This is a genomic window from Enterobacter roggenkampii (genome assembly GCF_001729805.1).
Taxonomy (GTDB): Bacteria; Pseudomonadota; Gammaproteobacteria; order Enterobacterales; family Enterobacteriaceae; genus Enterobacter; species Enterobacter roggenkampii.
Map to the genome: position 1 here is coordinate 18,055 of NZ_CP017184.1, position 16,398 is coordinate 34,452.

A 16,398-nucleotide genomic window follows, 5' to 3' on the forward strand; every position below is an offset into this window, starting at 1 on the left:
TTGCACGACAAGGAACCTTCATGAAAATTTCCCGCCTCGGCGAAGCGCCGGACTACCGCTTCTCGCTGGCTAATGAACGCACGTTTTTAGCGTGGATCCGCACCGCGCTGGGGTTCCTTGCCGCCGGGGTGGGGCTCGACCAGCTCGCGCCTGATTTCGCCACGCCGTTGATTCGTGAAGTGCTGGCGCTGCTGCTGTGCCTGTTTGCGGGCGTGCTGGCAATTTACGGCTATCTGCGCTGGCTGCGCAATGAGAAGGCGATGCGTCTGAAGCAGGATCTGCCCTATACGCGTGGGTTACTCATCATCAGCGCGATTTTGCTGGCGGTGGCGGGCGTGGTGATGGTGCTGGTGTTCTATGGCGGATAGCCGCAAAGCGCGACGCGAAGCGGACCCCGGCCTGCAGCCGGAGCGGACGTCACTCGCCTGGCTGCGCACGCTGCTGGGGTATGGCGCGCTGATCGCCCTGGCGATTAAGCACAACTGGCACCGCACCGGGGTGCCGTTCTGGATCTCGCTTGTTGTGCTGGCGATGGTGGCAATCGTTTTATGGCGCTATACCCGCAGCCGTAACCTGATGGACGTAGCGCAGGACGACTTTGTGCAGCCGAAGGCGGTGCGGGATAAGTTCCTCATCGCCCTGGCCGTGCTGTCGCTGTCTTTACTCTTCGCAGTGACTCACATTCAGCAAATTGTGAGCTTTTAAAGCCCGGTGGCGGCTACGCCTTACCGGGCCTACAACTGCCGCGAACCGTAGGCCGGGTAAGGCGTAGCCGCCACCCGGCAGAATTACTGCCCTTTAGCCAGATACTTCGCCATCTCGTCTTCCGGCACCATGCCGCCGCCGGTCGCCCACACCAGGTGGGTAACGCTGGCATCTGAAGGCACGCGCAGCGGCCCGGCCATCCCCGCCAGCGCGGACGGTTCCAGCCGAATGCCTTCCTCCTGCGCCAGCCAGCCGAGCATGTCGTACATGCTCTGATCGGAAAGCGTATAGAACCCGTCGAGCAGGCGCTCCATCGCGCGGCCCACGAAGCCGGAGGCGCGTCCTACCGCCAGCCCGTCCGCCGCCGTCACGTTATCAATGCCCAGGTCCTGCACCGCGATCTCATCGTGCAGGCCGGTGTAAACGCCCAGCAGCATGCACGGGGAGTGCGTGGGCTCCGCGAAGAAGCAGTGAACGTTATCGCCAAAGGCCAGCTTCAGGCCAAACGCCACGCCGCCGGGACCGCCGCCGACGCCGCACGGCAGGTAGACGTACAGCGGATGATCGGCATCCATCACGCGGCCCTGTGCGGCAAACTGTGCCTTCAGGCGCTCGCCCGCCACCGCGTAGCCCAGGAACAGGGTGCGGGAATTTTCATCGTCAATGAAGAAGCAGTTCGGATCGCTTTCTGCCGCTTTGCGTCCCTGCTCCACCGCCACGCCGTAATCCTGTTCATATTCCACGACGATGACGCCGTGGCTGCGCAGTTTGGCTTTTTTCCACTCGCGGGCGTCGGCGGACATATGCACCGTCACCTTAAAGCCGATGCGGGCGCTCATGATGCCGATGGACATCCCCAGGTTGCCGGTTGAGCCTACCGCAATGCTGTACTGGCTGAAGAAGTCCTTAAAGCGCGGCTCCAGCAGGATGCTGTAGTCATCCTCAACGCTCAGTAATCCGGCGTCCAGAGCCAGTTTTTCCGCGTGGGTCAGCACCTCATAGATACCGCCGCGCGCTTTAATCGAGCCGGAGATCGGCAAATGGCTGTCTTTTTTCAGCAGCAGCGTGCCGGGAATGGATTTGCCAGATTCTTTCTCCAGCCGCGCCTGCATTGCCGGGATGGCGACCAGTTCGGATTCAATAATCCCACCCGTTGCGGCCGTCTCCGGGAAGGCTTTCGCCAGATATGGCGCGAAGCGTTTGAGGCGCGCATGCGCATCGTCCACGTCGGCTTTGGTCAGCCCGACATAGGGCAGCCCTTCTTCAAGCGTGGTGGTGTTCGGGTTAAGCCAGGTGGTTTCTTTCAGGGCAATCAGATCCTCAACCAGAGGAAACTGTGCGGTTAAAGTGGTGATAGTTGCGTTTTCCATAATACGTCTCTTCGCGCTCAGATAATGAAAGAAAGCAGGAATGTGCCGCCAAGTGCAAGCACCGAGGCGATAAACGTCGCCGTCGTATAGTATTTGAAGGTCTCATTCAGGGTCGCGCCGCAGTATTGCTTCACCAGCCAGAAGAGGGAATCGGTCACGATCGTGCAGCCAATGGCGCCGGAACCGATGGCAATGGTGATGATCTCCGGGCTGACGTTCGGGTAGAGCGGCAGCATCGGCGCGACGATGGCCGTGGCGCCCATCATCGCGACCGTGGCGGAGCCTACGGCGGCATGCAGCACCAGCGCCACCAGCCAGGCGAGCAGGATAGGGTGCATGTGCAGGTTCGAGAGAATTTGCGCCAGCGAGTCCGCCAGTCCGCTGGTTTTCAGAATGGCGTTGAACGCGCCGCCCGCGCCGATAATCAGCAAAATGTTGGCGATAGAGCCAAAGCCGTGCTCCGTATGGGTCAGCATCGCGCCCATGCCCATATGCTGGCGGATGCCCAGCAGGTAGTAGGCGACAAACACGGCGATAAACATGGCGGTGATGGGGTTGCCGATAAACTCCAGCAGCGTATACAGCGTGCCGTCTTTTGCCATATTCAGTTCAGCGATGGTCTTCACCAGCATCAGGGCAATCGGCAGCAGCACCGTAAACAGCGTGGCGCCCAGCGACGGCAGGGTATGCTCCTCCCGCACCTTCAGGTCTGAAAATTCCGCCGGAACCGGTTTAAACGGCAGACGATTGCCGAGCAGCTTCAGGAACAGCGGGCCGCCGACCAGAGAGGCCATCAGGCCGACCATCAAACCGTAGACAATGACTGTCCCAACGTCCGCCCCTAATTTATTGGTCACAAACAGCGCGGCCGGATGCGGCGGCACCACGCAGTGCACCGCCATCAGCGCGGTACAGAGCGGAATGGCCAGCTTAAGCAGCGACGTGTGGGTCTTTTTGGCGATGGAAAACGCCAGCGGGATCAGCAGGACCACGCCCACTTCCACGAACAGCGTAATGCCGCAGATCAGGCCCACCAGCACCATAATCACGTCTGCTGACAGCCAGCGGCAGCGCTGCAGGGCGATCCCGATGCGCTCTGCCGCGCCGGAAACCTCCATCATCTTGCCGAGAATGGTGCCCAGACCAATCACCGCCGCCAGGAAGCCCAGCGTGCCGCCAATCCCGCTCTCAATGGCGTTCACCATATCCAGCGGGCTCATCCCCATCATCGCGCCGACGAAAAAGCTCGCCAGCAGCAGCGCGAGGAACGGGTGAAACTTCAGCTTAACGATGGTTAAAACAATCAACACAATGCTGACCAGCAGCGTTGCCACAACCCAGACCTGAGATCCCATATCTCACCTCACCCTTATGTCATCTGGGGGTATTGGACAAAAAAGCGGCGTGGGCTGACAAACGATATAAATTGGCGTTCAGGTGAGCCAGATTGAATCAACTGAGTGACTGCGCTCTAAAAAACGCACTTAATCCGCATTAGGTTCACATAAATTCACCCATGAACGGTATGCTGAGCGCAGAAAACACGCGTGAGAATTGTGATGACCGATGCAAATGAAGCCAGAAACCGACTATTAAACGGCTGGCAGCTGTCGAAAATGTACACCTTTGAAGTGGCGGCCCGGCATGAATCCTTCGCGCTGGCGGCGGAGGAGCTGTCGCTCAGCCCCAGCGCGGTGAGCCACCGCATCAACCTGCTGGAAGAGGAGCTGGGTATTCAGCTGTTTGTCCGTTCGCACCGTAAAGTCGAGCTGACGCAGGAGGGAAAGCGCGTTTACTGGACGCTAAAATCGTCCCTCGACACCCTGAATCAGGAGATCCTGGACATCAAAAACCAGGCGCTGTCCGGCACGCTGACGGTCTACTCCCGGCCGTCGATCGCTCAGTGCTGGCTGGTACCCATGCTGGGTGACTTTACCCGCCGCTATCCGTCAATATCGCTCACCGTCCTGACCGGCAATGATTACGTCAATATGCAGCGAACGGGTGTCGATCTGGCGCTCTATTTCGACGATACGCCGCCAAACCATCTGTCTCATCACTTCCTGATGGACGAAGAGATTTTGCCCGTCTGCTCGCCGCAGTATGCCCGCGAGCATGAGCTGCTGAAAAACCCCGATAACCTTAGCCACTGCACGCTGCTGCATGACCGTCAGGCCTGGAGTAATGATTCCGGTACGGATGAGTGGCTGAGCTGGGCGCAGCACTTTGCGGTAAATATGCCGCCATCGTCGGGTATTGGTTTCGATCGTTCCGACTTAGCGATTATTGCGGCCATCAACCACGTCGGCGTCGCGATGGGGAGAAAGCGGCTGGTGCAAAAACGGCTTGAACGGGGCGAACTGATCGCCCCGTTTGGTGACAAGACCCTGAAATGCCATCAGCACTACTATGTTTCGACGCTTTCTGGCCGTCAGTGGCCGAAAATAGACGCCTTTATCGGCTGGCTGAGAGAACTGGCAGGTTGAAGAATTATTACGCTTTCGCGCTACACCAAATGTGAAAAAGCATGCTAAATACAGGTAATACTTTCGATTTATCCAGGGTAAACCGTGTTAAAGCCTCTTATAGCGACCGCGTTACTGATCTCTTCCGGCTGGGCCATTGCCGCTGAGCCGCCGCTGACGGCTGCCCGTTATGCGCAGCAGCTTGGCGTCGGTATGGATGTGGACTGGGCGCGCACCGAGCGCGGCATACGCGAATTCGACCCGCTGGTGGTCCGCGATTTTCGGGCTAAAGGCATTACCCACGTGCGCATCCGCGTGGCCGACGAGCCGACGGAAGCGCGGCTGATCCACCTGCGCAAGCTGGTAGAAGCCTGTGAGCAGTATGGCGTGATCCCGATAGTCGCTTATCAGGCTGATGAATATAAAAACGACCCGAAAGCCGATAACGAGAAAGAGACGGTCAACTGGTGGATTGCCGTGGCGCACTATTTCGGTCAAAGCTACCCGCTGCTGGGTTTTGATCTCATTTATGAGCCTGCCGACAAGCTTAACCACAATCTGACGTCGCTAAACCGCGTCTATGAAAAAACCGTTAAAGCGATCCACGACATCGACCCGCAGCGCATGATCTTCATTGCGCCACGCCTGCGTGCCGCGCCGGAGGAGTTATCCAGCCTGAAGCTGCCCGCGCACAGCCAAACCTATCTGCTGGCGGAGTGGCATATTTTCCCGTGGGGGCCGCTGAAAAATGGCGGTAAATACCCGTGGACGTCCGGCACGGCGGCGGAGAAAGCGGCTATCCGTAACCGCATCAATGCCGCGCTGCACTGGCAGCAAAAAACCGGGCACGTTAGCTGGGTCGGGAGTTGGGGCGTGGGGGAGTCAAGTCGCTTAACGCCAACCGCCTCGCAAATGGCCTTTGCCACCTATATGGCCTGCGAGCTGCAAAAGGCGAAAATTCCGTATGCGCTTAACGCGGATTTCCAGTTTTACGACGGGGAAGAGGGCGCCTGGCGGCCTGCGCCAGAGCCGTTACTGCAGGCGATGATCGCCCCTGTCTGTGAAAAGCCCGGCGAGAAGCCGGGCCATCATGCGGTTAAACCGGCTGCTCGTGATGCGGGACACGCGACGCCAGCGGCAGCCAGCACAGTAAAATCAGCAGCCCCATCAGCGTCATCAACAGGCCCAAACTAGCCTGCCCGGTCTGCGGCATCATCGCCGAGAGCCAGGCCAGCGCACCAGAACCGATGTTCTGCAAACCGCCCACCAGCGCGCCCGCCGTACCTGCGAGGAACGGGAACGGCTCCATCGCGCCGCTGGTGGCGAGCGGGAACAGCATCCCCGCGCCAAAGAAGAACAGCGCCGCCGGGATGAGCAGCGTCCAGACGGTCATCACGCCAAACAGCCCTGGGATCCACATCATCAGACCCGCCAGCAGACAGCTGATCACCGACTGCCACATCAGGGTGGAGAAGCGTTTGTTTGGTCGCCCGGCAAACCACGCACCGAAGAACGCCGCCGGGATCGGCAGAATAAACAGAATGCTCACCACCATACTGCTCAGGCCCAGCCCCGCGCCCAGCAGCACGCCGGAGCAGGCTTCAAACACCGCGATACCCGCCAGGCCGCCAATCAGCATCAGCAGGTAGCAGGTGAACGCGCCGTTGCCGAACAGCGTTTTATAGCTGGCGATCAGCTTCGTGCGCGGCGCGTCCTGCGGGCGCGTTTCCGGCATCCAGCGCGCCATGCTGAAGGTGACAATGATGCACAGCACCAGCAGGAAGGCGTAGCAGGCGCGCCAGGACCACATCGTGTCCAGCAGGCCGCCGATCAGCGGGGCCAGCAGCGGGCTGACCAGAATCCCCATATTCAACAGACTGTTGGCATGACGGAGCTGGGTGCCCTGATACATATCGCGCGGTAAGGTTCGCGCCATCACCCCGCCGACGCCGGTCCCCACGCCCTGCAGGGCGCTGGCGGCAATCAGTACGGTCAGGCTATGGGTGGTAATGGCAATTACCGTCGCCACCATGAAAATACTCATGCCCACCAGGATCACCGGGCGACGCCCGACGCGGTCGGAGAGCGGGCCGTAGAAGAGCTGCGAAACGCCATAGGTCAGCAGGTAGGCCGCCATTACGCTCTGTACCGCGCCCTCGCGGACGTTCAATTCCTTTGCCATGTCGGCAATCGCCGGAATGTAGATGGTTTGCGCCATCTGACCGACGGCCACCAGTAACACCAGCATCAACAATAAGTTAACGTTCCGTTGCTTTTTCATGTCGCTGAATACTTTTGCCAAAAGAGAAAAATGAAGAATAAGTGACTGCGCATTCCCATAAATGCGCGAGGAATCTACCACAGAGAGATGACAATTTAAGCATTGTCGCGGTGAATGAAAAAACCGGTAAAGGCAGGATTTGTAAACAAGAACGGCAACTAATGTTGCCAGTGCTTTACGCCAGGCGCAGCAGAATGGCGCCGCCGGCGATACCCAGCGCTGCTGCAATGCGCAGGCCCGCAACCTTCTCTTTTAAAAGCAAAAAAGCGATCAGCGCGCCAAAGAGTATGGAGGTTTCACGCAGCGCCGCAACCACCGCCAGCGGCGCCTGCGTCATCGCCCACAGCGCCAGACCGTAAGAGCCCATGGTCCCCACCCCGCCAAGCAGCCCCTTTTTCCAGTGCAGACGCAGGTAGCCGGACGCCTCGCGCCGACGTGCCACCATCGCCCAGCCGAGCAGGCAGAAGCCGTTCATAAAGAAGGTCCACAGCGTATAGCCCAGCGCGGTCTCCGACAGCCGCACGCCGGTGCCGTCCACCAGCGTATACCCGGCGATAAAACAGGCATTCAGCAGCGCCAGCCAGATCCCCTTGCGTGACTGCATGCGCCCGTTCATCGCCATCGCCAGAATCGACAGGCAAATTACCCCGATGCCGGACCAGGCGAGCCAGGAGAGACGATCGCCGAGCGCCAGCACGCCGATCAGCGCCACCAGCAGCGGGGCGGTGCCGCGCATCAGCGGGTAGGTCTGGCTCATATCGGAAACCTGATAGGTCTTCGCGACCAGCACGGTGTAGACCACCTGTAAGGCGCAGGAGACGATCAAAAACGGCCAGCTTGCGGCAGAGGGCTGTGGAGAGAAGGGGAGCAGCACCAGGGCAATCAGCGTGGCGGAGCCGCTGACGCTAATCGCGGAATAGAGCTTGTCCGTTCCGGCTTTGACGATGGCGTTCCAGCTGGCATGCAGCAGCGCGGCGAAGAGTAAAATGCAGAATACGGTGAGGGTCATGGCGTATCGGGTGATGAATTGTCACTCAACTGTAACATTCACGTCCTGAAGCTGCCAGCCGGTTACACCGCACAAAAAAGGCGGTGCGTCACCCGCGGTTCGTCCGAGACCAGCGTAAACCCTGCCTGGCGATAAAACCCGTAGGCAGCGTCCGGCGCATGGGTATTGAGGAAATCGAACCAGATGCTGGCATCGGCCATCACGACGGTTAAAAGCTGCCTGCCAATCCCCAGCCCGCGGCACTTCACGCTGACGTAGAGATGGCGAATACGCCCTGCGCGCGGCTGCTGGCTGAACGGATCGCGGTTGAGGCCACACACGCCCACCAGCTTGCCGTTAAGAAACGCACCTAACAGCTTTTCACCCGGCGCGTTAAAGCGGTTCTCACCCCGCTGCCAGCTCTCTTCCAGCCTGCGCAGCATGTTGAAATTCAGTGCAATACTTTCCGCCTTCAGGGCGATATACCCCGGCTCATCCGGTGTGACGGGCTCAATTAACAGACGCGACATAGCATTCCCTCGTTATTAAAGAGGGGCGGTTGCCCGCCCCTCTCAGGTGCGACTTGAACCTGAATTACCGAACGAATTTCAGGACAGCATCAAGCAGTTGCAGTACTGCAACAATGAGTTTGAGGATAAGTATCACCATATCCACTACGCTCATACGCGTCTCCTTTTGGTTAAAAGGAGCACGATGCTGGCGTACCTTTCCGCCGCCTGTTGCCAGCACCTGGATTGACGTAACACAGTGTGCTCACTTCAGGGGTTAAGGCACTGACGGCACCACCCGTTTCAGCCAGGACTTCGTTGCGCCGGTAGAACTGCGGCCCCCTCGCTCACTGCGAACACCCTCAGTATAGATAAATACTGTACGTATGAACAGTATTTTGTGGACAAAATCTGGAAGGCGATCCATACTAAAAAACGTCAAAATCCGTGCCGGAATTGCGCGTTCGTCTTCGATCGCGTATACTTTTTGCGTTGACGTAACACAGTGTGTTCTGCGGCGACCAACCGCAAGACCCTGATAAAAACCTCGCTTCGGCGGGGTTTTTTGTTTTCTGGGCTATCCCTTTTTAAGGAGAAGAACCTGATAAATTTTGCACGATAACATCACCAAATACGAAAATAATATAAATGAGTTGTATTGATACCCATCATAAAATTTAAATTGAATTATTTATTGCCGTAATAAATAACGGTGAAAGCATTTATTTATTACATGAATATATATTTAAATTACTCTATTGGTTTGAATTGCACAGCCTTGCAATGTACATTGCTATAACCACAAAAACGATATGGATAAATTATGCAGGCCGCTGATTATTTAAAGATGAAGTTCCAGAGCGACAGACAGTTGGCTCTTTATGGACAGCAAGGCGTTGCCGGAACATGGAAAGCATTAAAGGGAATCGGCTCTGATATCTATTCAGGAATGGAGCGTGTAAGCTGGTACTCATCATGCTTAATCCCCAGCTATCACGATGTATGTGATGAACTTCTCTCAGAAGAAAAGAGGATGTACCTCTCAATTGTGTCTCTTTACCGTTATCGCGATGTAATAGCGCAGATGCTCTATCTTTATTTTAAAAGTGTTCTAAATGACTCTGAAAATGGAAATGAACAAAATCGCGCCCGCAAGACGGGTTCACAGGTAACCGGACTTGTTAAAAATATCCCGACAAGCAAAGCAGCGCGTTTAGCAATAGCATGGGGGTTGGCAATATATCTCTCCAAATCTGGCCTGCTCTCAGAAATCGTCGTCGAACGGCTTGCACGTCGTGTACCGAACGTTGTCATGGCATTTCAACTCATTGGCACGGACCAGAAGTGCGCGCTTGCTGCTCGTCGCCTGAAAACGTTGGACCAAAAGTATTACGCCACCCTCTATGCCGCACAACTGGAGATGCTCTATTACTTTATTGAACCATTCCTGTCTGAACTGATTAAGAAAGTTCAAATGGGATTCTACAGGGATTTTGAAGCGATTTATGACGACTTAAGGGACAAGTAGCATGTTTAAGAGTCTGCTATCAATTCTCTTTACTGATATTTTATTTCCCGTTTATGTTTTTGTATGCACCTCTTTGTTTCTGTGGTTGGTGCCTGACTACTGGGTATTACTCACATTTATTGCTATCGGTGTATTTATCATTGTTCATCCAATAATTTTCGGTCGCTTTGATAAGTACGATTGAATTTTAAAAAAGGGATTCTTTATGTCAAATCCGGCTTATTTATTTCTTACAGATGAAAATGGTTTCCCCATGATTGGCCCCTGCCTTGTGACAGGGCGTGAAGGTTCAATTGAACTCAAATCGTTCACTCATAATGTCAACATCCCAGTCGACGGGAATACCGGGAAATTGACGGGCACGCGCATACACATGCCCATCATGTTCCAGAAAGAATTTGATCGTGTAACCCCGCTTCTCTTTCGAGCGCTGAGTACGGGAAGAACACTCCAGTCAGCCATCATTAAGATGTATCAGATTAATGAGGCGGGTTTAGAACAGGAATATTTTAATATCCTCATGGAGAATGTGAAAATAACCTCAATCACACCTGACCTGTATCCCGGCGCAAACACGGGAACACACCTTGAAACGGTTCTCATACGCTATGAGAAAATCACCTGGAAGCATTGCGACGGCAATGTCATCTATAGCGACGCCTGGAATGAGCGGGCAACGTACTGAAACGTGATCCCTGACGCATTTTTGCGCAGATGAAAATATTTCCATTGTCACGCCCGAAAACCTGTGTTTGTATAAATTCCATCAATGATTCCAAACACAGGTCCCCAATGACTTCATCCATCTTCACTTCGACCCTACTAAAAACTGCGCAACCAGCCGCAGTGGTCGTCGTGCGTGTGGTGGTGGTCGTCGGCAATGCGCCGTAGGGACTGGATCAACACACGAATCCAAAACCCCGCCGGCGCAAACCGGGCGGGGTTTTTCGTTTAGGACCCTCCCCGGAAAGTCGGCTCAGAAGAAAAGGACTGGAGCATGGCAAGTTCGGGCACAACATCCACCAAGACGCGTTTTACCGGCGCGCAGCTGATCGTTCATCTGCTGGAGCGACAGGGCATCACCACGGTTGCGGGCATCCCTGGCGGCACGGTGCTGCCGCTGTACGATGCGTTAAGCCAAAGCACGCAGATCCGCCACGTGCTGGCGCGCCACGAGCAGGGGGCGGGGTTCATCGCTCAGGGCATGGCGCGCACGCAGGGTAAACCGGCGGTCTGTATGGCCTGCAGCGGGCCGGGCGCAACCAACCTGGTCACCGCCATCGCCGACGCGCGCCTCGACTCCATTCCGCTGATCTGCATTACCGGCCAGGTGCCGTCCTCGATGATCGGTACCGATGCGTTCCAGGAAGTGGATACCTACGGCATCTCTATCCCCATCACCAAACATAACTATTTAGTTCGCGACATCGCAGAGCTTCCTCAGGTTATCAGCGATGCGTTCCGCATTGCGCAGTCCGGCCGCCCGGGCCCGGTGTGGATAGACATTCCTAAGGATGTCCAGACCGCAGAGATCGAGATCGACGTGCTGCCGGAGCCGGGCGAGCGTGCCCCCGCGCCGGAGTTCAGCGCTGAGAGCGTGCGCGACGCCGCCGCCATGATTAACGCCGCCAAACGCCCGGTGCTCTATCTGGGCGGCGGGGCGATTAACGCTGCAGATGAAATCCGCCAGTTTGCGGAAAAAGCCAACCTGCCGACCACCATGACCCTGATGGCGCTGGGTATGCTGCCTAAAGCGCACCCGCTGTCCCTGGGGATGCTGGGCATGCACGGCGCGCGCAGCACCAACTACATCCTGCAAGAGGCGGATTTGCTGATTGTGATGGGCGCGCGTTTTGATGACCGGGCGATTGGCAAAACCGAGGAGTTCTGCCCGAACGCGAAAATCATTCACGTGGATATCGATCGCGCCGAGCTGGGTAAAATCAAGCAGCCGCACGTGGCGATTCAGGGGGACGTAGCCGAAGTGCTGGCGCAGCTGATCCCGCAAACCGACGCGACCGATCGCGCCGACTGGCGCCAGCTGGTGGCCGATCTGCAGCGCGAATTCCCGGGCGCGATCCCAACTGAAGGCGACCCGTTGAGCCACTATGGTCTTATCAACGCCGTTGCCGCCTGCGTGGACGACAGCGCGATTATCACCACCGACGTGGGCCAGCACCAGATGTGGACCGCCCAGGCCTACCCGCTGAACCGTCCGCGCCAGTGGCTGACCTCCGGCGGCCTCGGCACCATGGGCTTTGGCCTGCCCGCAGCTGTGGGCGCGGCGCTGGCGAATCCGGACCGCAAGGTCATCTGCTTCTCCGGTGACGGCAGCCTGATGATGAACATTCAGGAGATGGCGACCGCGGCCGAAAACCAGTTAGACGTGAAAATCATCCTGATGAACAACGAGGCGCTGGGGCTGGTGCACCAGCAGCAGAGCCTGTTCTACAAGCAGGGCGTGTTTGCGGCGACCTATCCGGGGATGATTAACTTTATGCAGATTGCCGCCGGCTTTGGCCTGCACACCTGCGATCTGAACGCGGAAGAGGATGCCCACGCGGCGCTGCAGGCGGCGATCTCGCGTCCGGGCCCGGCGCTGATCCACGTGCGTATCGACCCTGAACAAAAAGTGTATCCGATGGTGCCGCCGGGTGCGGCAAATACTGAGATGGTGGGAGAATAAGCCATGCAGAAACAACATGATAACGTCATTCTGGAACTCACCGTCCGCAACCACCCTGGCGTCATGACCCACGTCTGCGGGCTGTTTGCCCGCCGGGCGTTTAACGTGGAAGGCATTCTCTGTCTGCCGATTCAGGGCAGCGAGCACAGCCGCATCTGGCTACTGGTCAACGATGACCAGCGTCTGGAGCAGATGATGGCGCAGATCGACAAGCTGGAGGACGTCACCAACGTGGCGCGCAACCAGTCCGATCCCACCATGTTTAACAAAATTGCGGTGTTCTTCGAATAGATCGCTTAAGGTAAGCGTCTTTCGCTCTTGTAGGCCGGATAAGCGCAGCGCCATCCGGCTTTTTCAGACCGCAGGAACACACATGACCACCATCGCCCTTATCGACGACCACCTTATCGTCCGCTCTGGCTTTGCCCAGCTTCTCAACCTCGAACCGGATTTCCAGGTCGTGGCCGAGTTTGGCTCCGGCCGCGAGGCGCTGGCGGGCCTGCCGGGGCGCGGGGTGCAGGTCTGTATCTGCGACATTTCGATGCCGGATCTCTCCGGGCTGGAGCTGTTAAGCCAGCTGCCGAAAGGAATGGCGACCATTATGCTCTCGGTCCACGACAGCCCGGCGCTGGTCGAGCAGGCACTCAACGCGGGCGCACGCGGCTTCCTCTCTAAACGCTGCAGCCCGGACGAGCTGATTGCCGCCGTGCGCACCGTCTCCACCGGCGGTTGCTACCTGACGCCGGAAATCGCCATCAAGCTGGCGGCCGGACGACAGGATCCGCTCACCCGGCGCGAGCGTCAGGTGGCTGAGAAGCTCGCGCAGGGGATGTCGGTAAAAGAGATTGCCGCCGAGCTGGATCTGTCGCCGAAGACCGTGCACGTCCATCGCGCCAACCTGATGGAAAAACTCAACGTCAGCAACGACGTCGAGCTGGCGCGCCGCATGTTCGACAGCTGGCAATGAGTCCCGTCTTTTCGCGGCTGATCGCCGTCGTTGCCAGCTTTTTTATCTTCTCCGCCGCGTGGTTCTGCCTGTGGAGCATCAGCCTGCATCTGGTGGAACGTCCTGAGCTGGCGGTACTGCTGTTCCCCTTCGGCCTGCGTCTGGGGTTAATGCTCCAGTGCCCGCGCGGCTACTGGCCCGTTTTGCTGGGCGCAGAGTGGCTGCTGCTGGTCTGGCTGGCGCAGGAAGTGGCCCTCGCGCATCTGCCCTTATTGATGACCGGAAGCCTGCTCACGCTTCTCCCGGTTGCCCTCATTTCCCGCTATCGTCACCAGCGCGACTGGCGCACCCTGCTGCGGCAGGGGGCGGCGCTGATTGCCGCCGCGCTGCTGCAGTCCCTGCCGTGGGTTGGCGACAAGGAGATGCTCAACGCTCTGCTGCTGACCCTCACCGGCGGCCTGACGCTGGCGCCCACCTGCCTCGTGATCTGGCACTACCTCACCAGCACCGTCTGGCAGCCGCTTGGTCCGGGGCTGCTGTCCCAACCGGTGAACTGGCGCGCCCGGCATCTCATCTGGTATCTGCTGCTGTTCGTGGTGAGCCTCTGGCTTCAGCTGGGTTTGCCCGCCGAGCTTTCACGCTTCACGCCGTTTTGCCTTGCGCTGCCGATTATTGCTCTGGCCTGGCACTACGGCTGGCAGGGGGCGCTGATCGCCACCCTGATGAACGCCATCGCGCTGATCGCCAGCCAGACCTGGCACGACCATCCGGTGGATCTGCTGCTCTCGCTGCTGGCCCAGAGCCTGACCGGGCTGCTGCTCGGGGCGGGCATTCAGCGCCTGCGCGAGCTGAACCAGTCCCTGCAGACCGAGCTGGCGCGCAACCGGCGTCTGGCTGAACGCCTGCTGGAGACGGAAGAGAGCGTGCGGCAGGAGGTCGCCCGCGAGCTGCACGATGACATCGGCCAGACGATCACCGCCATCCGCACCCAGGCGGGCATTGTCCAGCGCCTGGCGGCAGAAAACGCAGGCGTGAAGCAGGGCGGGGCGCATATTGAACAGCTTTCGCTGGGCGTGTATGACTCGGTGCGACGCCTGCTCGGCAGGCTGCGGCCGCGCCAGCTTGACGACCTGTCGCTGGAGCAGGCGGTACGCTCCCTGATGCGCGAGATGGAGCTGGAAAGCCGCGGCATTGTCAGCCATCTCGACTGGCGCATTAGCGAACCTGCGCTGAGCGAAGGCCAGCGCGTAACCCTGTTCCGCGTCTGTCAGGAAGGGCTGAACAATATCGTCAAGCACGCCAGCGCCAGCGCGGTCACGATCCAGGGCTGGCAGCAGGACGAGCGCCTGATGCTGGTAATTGAAGACGACGGCTGCGGCCTGCCGCCGGGCTCCGGCCAGCAGGGCTTTGGCCTGGCGGGCATGCGCGAGCGGGTGAAGGCGCTTGGCGGCACGCTGAGCCTCTCCTGCACCCACGGGACGCGCGTCAGCGTCAGCCTGCCGTTAAGGACGCATCATGTTTAAAACCCCCGCCAGCGCAGCCCCGTTAAGCAACAAAGCGGAAATCGACGCCCGCTATCGCTACTGGCGTCGTCATATCCTGATCGCCATCTGGCTCGGCTACGCGCTGTTCTACTTCACCCGCAAAAGCTTCCACGCCGCCGCGCCGGAAATCCTCGCCAGCGGGGTGATGACGCGCACCGACATCGGCCTGCTGGCGACGCTGTTTTACATCACCTACGGCCTGTCGAAGTTCTTCTCCGGCATCGTCAGCGATCGCTCAAATGCCCGTTATTTCATGGGCGTTGGGCTGATCGCCACCGGCGTGGTGAATATTCTGTTTGGCTTCTCCACCTCGCTGTGGGCCTTTGCCCTGCTGTGGGCGCTGAACGCCTTTTTCCAGGGCTGGGGCGCGCCGGTCTGCGCCCGCCTGCTCACCGCCTGGTACTCACGCAACGAGCGCGGCGGCTGGTGGGCCGTCTGGAACACCGCACACAACGTCGGCGGGGCGCTGATCCCGATGGTGGTGGGGGCCGCGGCGCTGCACTACGGCTGGCGCGCGGGGATGATGATTGCCGGTGGCCTGGCGATTGTCGCCGGGCTGTTCCTCTGCTGGCACCTGCGTGACAGGCCGCAAACCGTGGGCCTGCCTGCGGTGGGCGACTGGCGGCACGACGAGATGGAGATTGCCCAGCAGCAGGAGGGCGCGGGGCTGACCCGCAGGGAGATCCTCACCAAATACGTGCTGAAAAACCCGTACATCTGGCTGCTGTCGCTCTGCTACGTGCTGGTCTACGTGGTGCGCGCGGCCATCAACGACTGGGGCAATCTGTACATGTCCGAGACGCTCGGCGTGGACCTCGTGACCGCCAACTCGGCGGTCACGATGTTCGAGCTGGGCGGGTTTATCGGCGCGCTGGTGGCGGGCTGGGGCTCGGATAAGCTGTTCAACGGCAACCGCGGCCCGATGAACCTGATCTTTGCCGCCGGGATCTTGCTCTCCGTCGGCTCGCTGTGGCTGATGCCGTTCGCCAGCTACGTCATGCAGGCGGCGTGCTTCTTCACCATCGGCTTCTTCGTGTTTGGCCCGCAGATGCTCATCGGCATGGCGGCGGCGGAGTGCTCCCACAAGGAGGCGGCAGGCGCGGCGACGGGCTTTGTCGGGCTGTTTGCCTATCTTGGCGCATCGCTCTCCGGCTGGCCGCTGGCGCGGGTCATCGACATCTGGCACTGGAGTGGCTTCTTCGCGGTGATCGCCATCGCGGCGGGCATTTCCGCCCTGCTGCTGCTGCCGTTTTTACATGCGCAGGCCCCGCGTGAAGCCAGTGTGATGTGATGCGCCTCACCTTTTCACCCCGAGTGGCGCAAAACTAGGAAATTTTCTCGGTTTTACCTGGACGCTGTCTCAGGCATCTCTCCCG

At 58.7% G+C, this 16,398-nt stretch carries 18 protein-coding genes; 12 read left to right on the plus strand and 6 right to left on the minus strand.

Annotated features, from left to right (window positions below):
* The first annotated feature begins 20 nt into the window (after nucleotides 1-20).
* Together BFV67_RS00080 and BFV67_RS00085 are read left to right on the plus strand one after the other, a co-directional pair.
* Nucleotides 21-368, plus strand: coding sequence for a YidH family protein (locus tag BFV67_RS00080; RefSeq protein ID WP_024907384.1), 348 nt, complete (start codon nucleotides 21-23; stop codon nucleotides 366-368).
* Complete coding sequence (locus BFV67_RS00085; RefSeq protein WP_069597697.1) at nucleotides 358-705, plus strand: DUF202 domain-containing protein; 348 nt, start codon at nucleotides 358-360, stop codon at nucleotides 703-705. Before BFV67_RS00080 ends, BFV67_RS00085 begins: the two co-directional genes overlap by 11 nt.
* A gap of 83 nt (nucleotides 706-788) precedes the next feature.
* Here the strand turns inward: BFV67_RS00085 and dsdA are convergent, their stop codons facing one another.
* Both dsdA and dsdX read right to left on the minus strand, forming a co-directional pair.
* A complete protein-coding gene (gene dsdA, locus BFV67_RS00090) occupies nucleotides 789-2,075 on the minus strand; it encodes a D-serine ammonia-lyase (protein ID WP_069597698.1) in 1,287 nt (428 codons plus the stop codon).
* 17 nt (nucleotides 2,076-2,092) lie between these two features.
* On the minus strand, nucleotides 2,093-3,430 hold the full coding sequence (gene dsdX / locus BFV67_RS00095) for a D-serine transporter DsdX (protein WP_045372107.1): 1,338 nt from the start codon (nucleotides 3,428-3,430) through the stop codon (nucleotides 2,093-2,095).
* 204 nt (nucleotides 3,431-3,634) lie between these two features.
* Between dsdX and dsdC the strand changes: the two genes are divergently transcribed.
* Nucleotides 3,635-4,561, plus strand: a complete 927-nt coding sequence (gene dsdC / locus BFV67_RS00100; RefSeq protein ID WP_025910720.1) for a DNA-binding transcriptional regulator DsdC — start codon at nucleotides 3,635-3,637, stop codon at nucleotides 4,559-4,561.
* Nucleotides 4,562-4,645: 84 nt separating this feature from the next.
* A complete protein-coding gene (locus BFV67_RS00105) occupies nucleotides 4,646-5,734 on the plus strand; it encodes a cellulase family glycosylhydrolase (RefSeq protein ID WP_069597699.1) in 1,089 nt (362 codons plus the stop codon).
* Here the strand turns inward: BFV67_RS00105 and emrD are convergent.
* The 4 genes from emrD to tisB form a co-directional block, all read right to left on the minus strand.
* Nucleotides 5,637-6,821, minus strand: coding sequence for a multidrug efflux MFS transporter EmrD (gene emrD, locus BFV67_RS00110; protein WP_023293703.1), 1,185 nt, complete (start codon nucleotides 6,819-6,821; stop codon nucleotides 5,637-5,639). The two genes, BFV67_RS00105 and emrD, sit on opposite strands and share 98 nt — an antisense overlap.
* Before the next feature lie 175 nt (nucleotides 6,822-6,996).
* Entirely contained in the window at nucleotides 6,997-7,830 is an 834-nt protein-coding gene (locus BFV67_RS00115; RefSeq protein WP_023326382.1) for an EamA family transporter, read from the minus strand.
* Nucleotides 7,831-7,892: 62 nt separating this feature from the next.
* Complete coding sequence (locus BFV67_RS00120) at nucleotides 7,893-8,339, minus strand: GNAT family N-acetyltransferase (protein ID WP_069597700.1); 447 nt, start codon at nucleotides 8,337-8,339, stop codon at nucleotides 7,893-7,895.
* A gap of 64 nt (nucleotides 8,340-8,403) precedes the next feature.
* A complete protein-coding gene (gene tisB / locus BFV67_RS24845; RefSeq protein WP_008500146.1) occupies nucleotides 8,404-8,493 on the minus strand; it encodes a type I toxin-antitoxin system toxin TisB in 90 nt (29 codons plus the stop codon).
* Nucleotides 8,494-9,141: 648 nt separating this feature from the next.
* On the opposite strand from tisB, the gene BFV67_RS00130 reads away from it, so the two are divergent.
* The 8 genes from BFV67_RS00130 (at nucleotide 9,142) to uhpC (ending at nucleotide 16,313) form a co-directional block, all read left to right on the plus strand.
* Nucleotides 9,142-9,846, plus strand: coding sequence for a hypothetical protein (locus BFV67_RS00130; RefSeq protein WP_069597701.1), 705 nt, complete (start codon nucleotides 9,142-9,144; stop codon nucleotides 9,844-9,846).
* A gap of 205 nt (nucleotides 9,847-10,051) precedes the next feature.
* Nucleotides 10,052-10,531 carry an Hcp family type VI secretion system effector gene (locus BFV67_RS00140; protein WP_069597703.1) on the plus strand — a complete coding sequence of 160 codons (480 nt, stop codon included), beginning with the start codon at nucleotides 10,052-10,054 and terminating at the stop codon, nucleotides 10,529-10,531.
* Between the two features lie 107 nt (nucleotides 10,532-10,638).
* Nucleotides 10,639-10,737: an ilvB operon leader peptide IvbL gene (ivbL, locus tag BFV67_RS24065; protein ID WP_057979964.1), complete on the plus strand. Its 99-nt coding sequence runs from the start codon at nucleotides 10,639-10,641 to the stop codon at nucleotides 10,735-10,737.
* Nucleotides 10,738-10,843: 106 nt separating this feature from the next.
* On the plus strand, nucleotides 10,844-12,532 hold the full coding sequence (gene ilvB, locus BFV67_RS00145) for an acetolactate synthase large subunit (RefSeq protein ID WP_008500145.1): 1,689 nt from the start codon (nucleotides 10,844-10,846) through the stop codon (nucleotides 12,530-12,532).
* A gap of 3 nt (nucleotides 12,533-12,535) precedes the next feature.
* On the plus strand, nucleotides 12,536-12,823 hold the full coding sequence (ilvN, locus tag BFV67_RS00150; RefSeq protein ID WP_008500144.1) for an acetolactate synthase small subunit: 288 nt from the start codon (nucleotides 12,536-12,538) through the stop codon (nucleotides 12,821-12,823).
* A gap of 82 nt (nucleotides 12,824-12,905) precedes the next feature.
* The gene (gene uhpA / locus BFV67_RS00155; protein ID WP_021242693.1) at nucleotides 12,906-13,499 is read left to right on the plus strand and encodes a transcriptional regulator UhpA; all 594 of its coding nucleotides are present in this window, start codon (nucleotides 12,906-12,908) and stop codon (nucleotides 13,497-13,499) included.
* Entirely contained in the window at nucleotides 13,496-15,001 is a 1,506-nt protein-coding gene (uhpB, locus tag BFV67_RS00160; RefSeq protein WP_069597704.1) for a signal transduction histidine-protein kinase/phosphatase UhpB, read from the plus strand. The genes uhpA and uhpB overlap by 4 nt, the downstream gene beginning before the upstream one ends.
* On the plus strand, nucleotides 14,994-16,313 hold the full coding sequence (uhpC, locus tag BFV67_RS00165; RefSeq protein ID WP_069597705.1) for an MFS transporter: 1,320 nt from the start codon (nucleotides 14,994-14,996) through the stop codon (nucleotides 16,311-16,313). The genes uhpB and uhpC overlap by 8 nt, the downstream gene beginning before the upstream one ends.
* Nucleotides 16,314-16,398 lie beyond the last annotated feature (85 nt).

Coding starts and splice junctions, on each gene's coding strand:
- BFV67_RS00080 (WP_024907384.1), top strand. CDS start 21: ATGAAAATTTCCCGCCTCGGCGAAGCGCCGGACTACCGCTTCTCGCTG.
- BFV67_RS00085 (WP_069597697.1), top strand. CDS start 358: ATGGCGGATAGCCGCAAAGCGCGACGCGAAGCGGACCCCGGCCTGCAG.
- dsdA (WP_069597698.1), bottom strand. CDS start 2,075: ATGGAAAACGCAACTATCACCACTTTAACCGCACAGTTTCCTCTGGTT.
- dsdX (WP_045372107.1), bottom strand. CDS start 3,430: ATGGGATCTCAGGTCTGGGTTGTGGCAACGCTGCTGGTCAGCATTGTG.
- dsdC (WP_025910720.1), top strand. CDS start 3,635: ATGACCGATGCAAATGAAGCCAGAAACCGACTATTAAACGGCTGGCAG.
- emrD (WP_023293703.1), bottom strand. CDS start 6,821: ATGAAAAAGCAACGGAACGTTAACTTATTGTTGATGCTGGTGTTACTG.
- BFV67_RS00115 (WP_023326382.1), bottom strand. CDS start 7,830: ATGACCCTCACCGTATTCTGCATTTTACTCTTCGCCGCGCTGCTGCAT.
- BFV67_RS00120 (WP_069597700.1), bottom strand. CDS start 8,339: ATGTCGCGTCTGTTAATTGAGCCCGTCACACCGGATGAGCCGGGGTAT.
- tisB (WP_008500146.1), bottom strand. CDS start 8,493: ATGAGCGTAGTGGATATGGTGATACTTATCCTCAAACTCATTGTTGCA.
- BFV67_RS00130 (WP_069597701.1), top strand. CDS start 9,142: ATGCAGGCCGCTGATTATTTAAAGATGAAGTTCCAGAGCGACAGACAG.
- BFV67_RS00140 (WP_069597703.1), top strand. CDS start 10,052: ATGTCAAATCCGGCTTATTTATTTCTTACAGATGAAAATGGTTTCCCC.
- ivbL (WP_057979964.1), top strand. CDS start 10,639: ATGACTTCATCCATCTTCACTTCGACCCTACTAAAAACTGCGCAACCA.
- ilvB (WP_008500145.1), top strand. CDS start 10,844: ATGGCAAGTTCGGGCACAACATCCACCAAGACGCGTTTTACCGGCGCG.
- ilvN (WP_008500144.1), top strand. CDS start 12,536: ATGCAGAAACAACATGATAACGTCATTCTGGAACTCACCGTCCGCAAC.
- uhpA (WP_021242693.1), top strand. CDS start 12,906: ATGACCACCATCGCCCTTATCGACGACCACCTTATCGTCCGCTCTGGC.
- uhpB (WP_069597704.1), top strand. CDS start 13,496: ATGAGTCCCGTCTTTTCGCGGCTGATCGCCGTCGTTGCCAGCTTTTTT.
- uhpC (WP_069597705.1), top strand. CDS start 14,994: ATGTTTAAAACCCCCGCCAGCGCAGCCCCGTTAAGCAACAAAGCGGAA.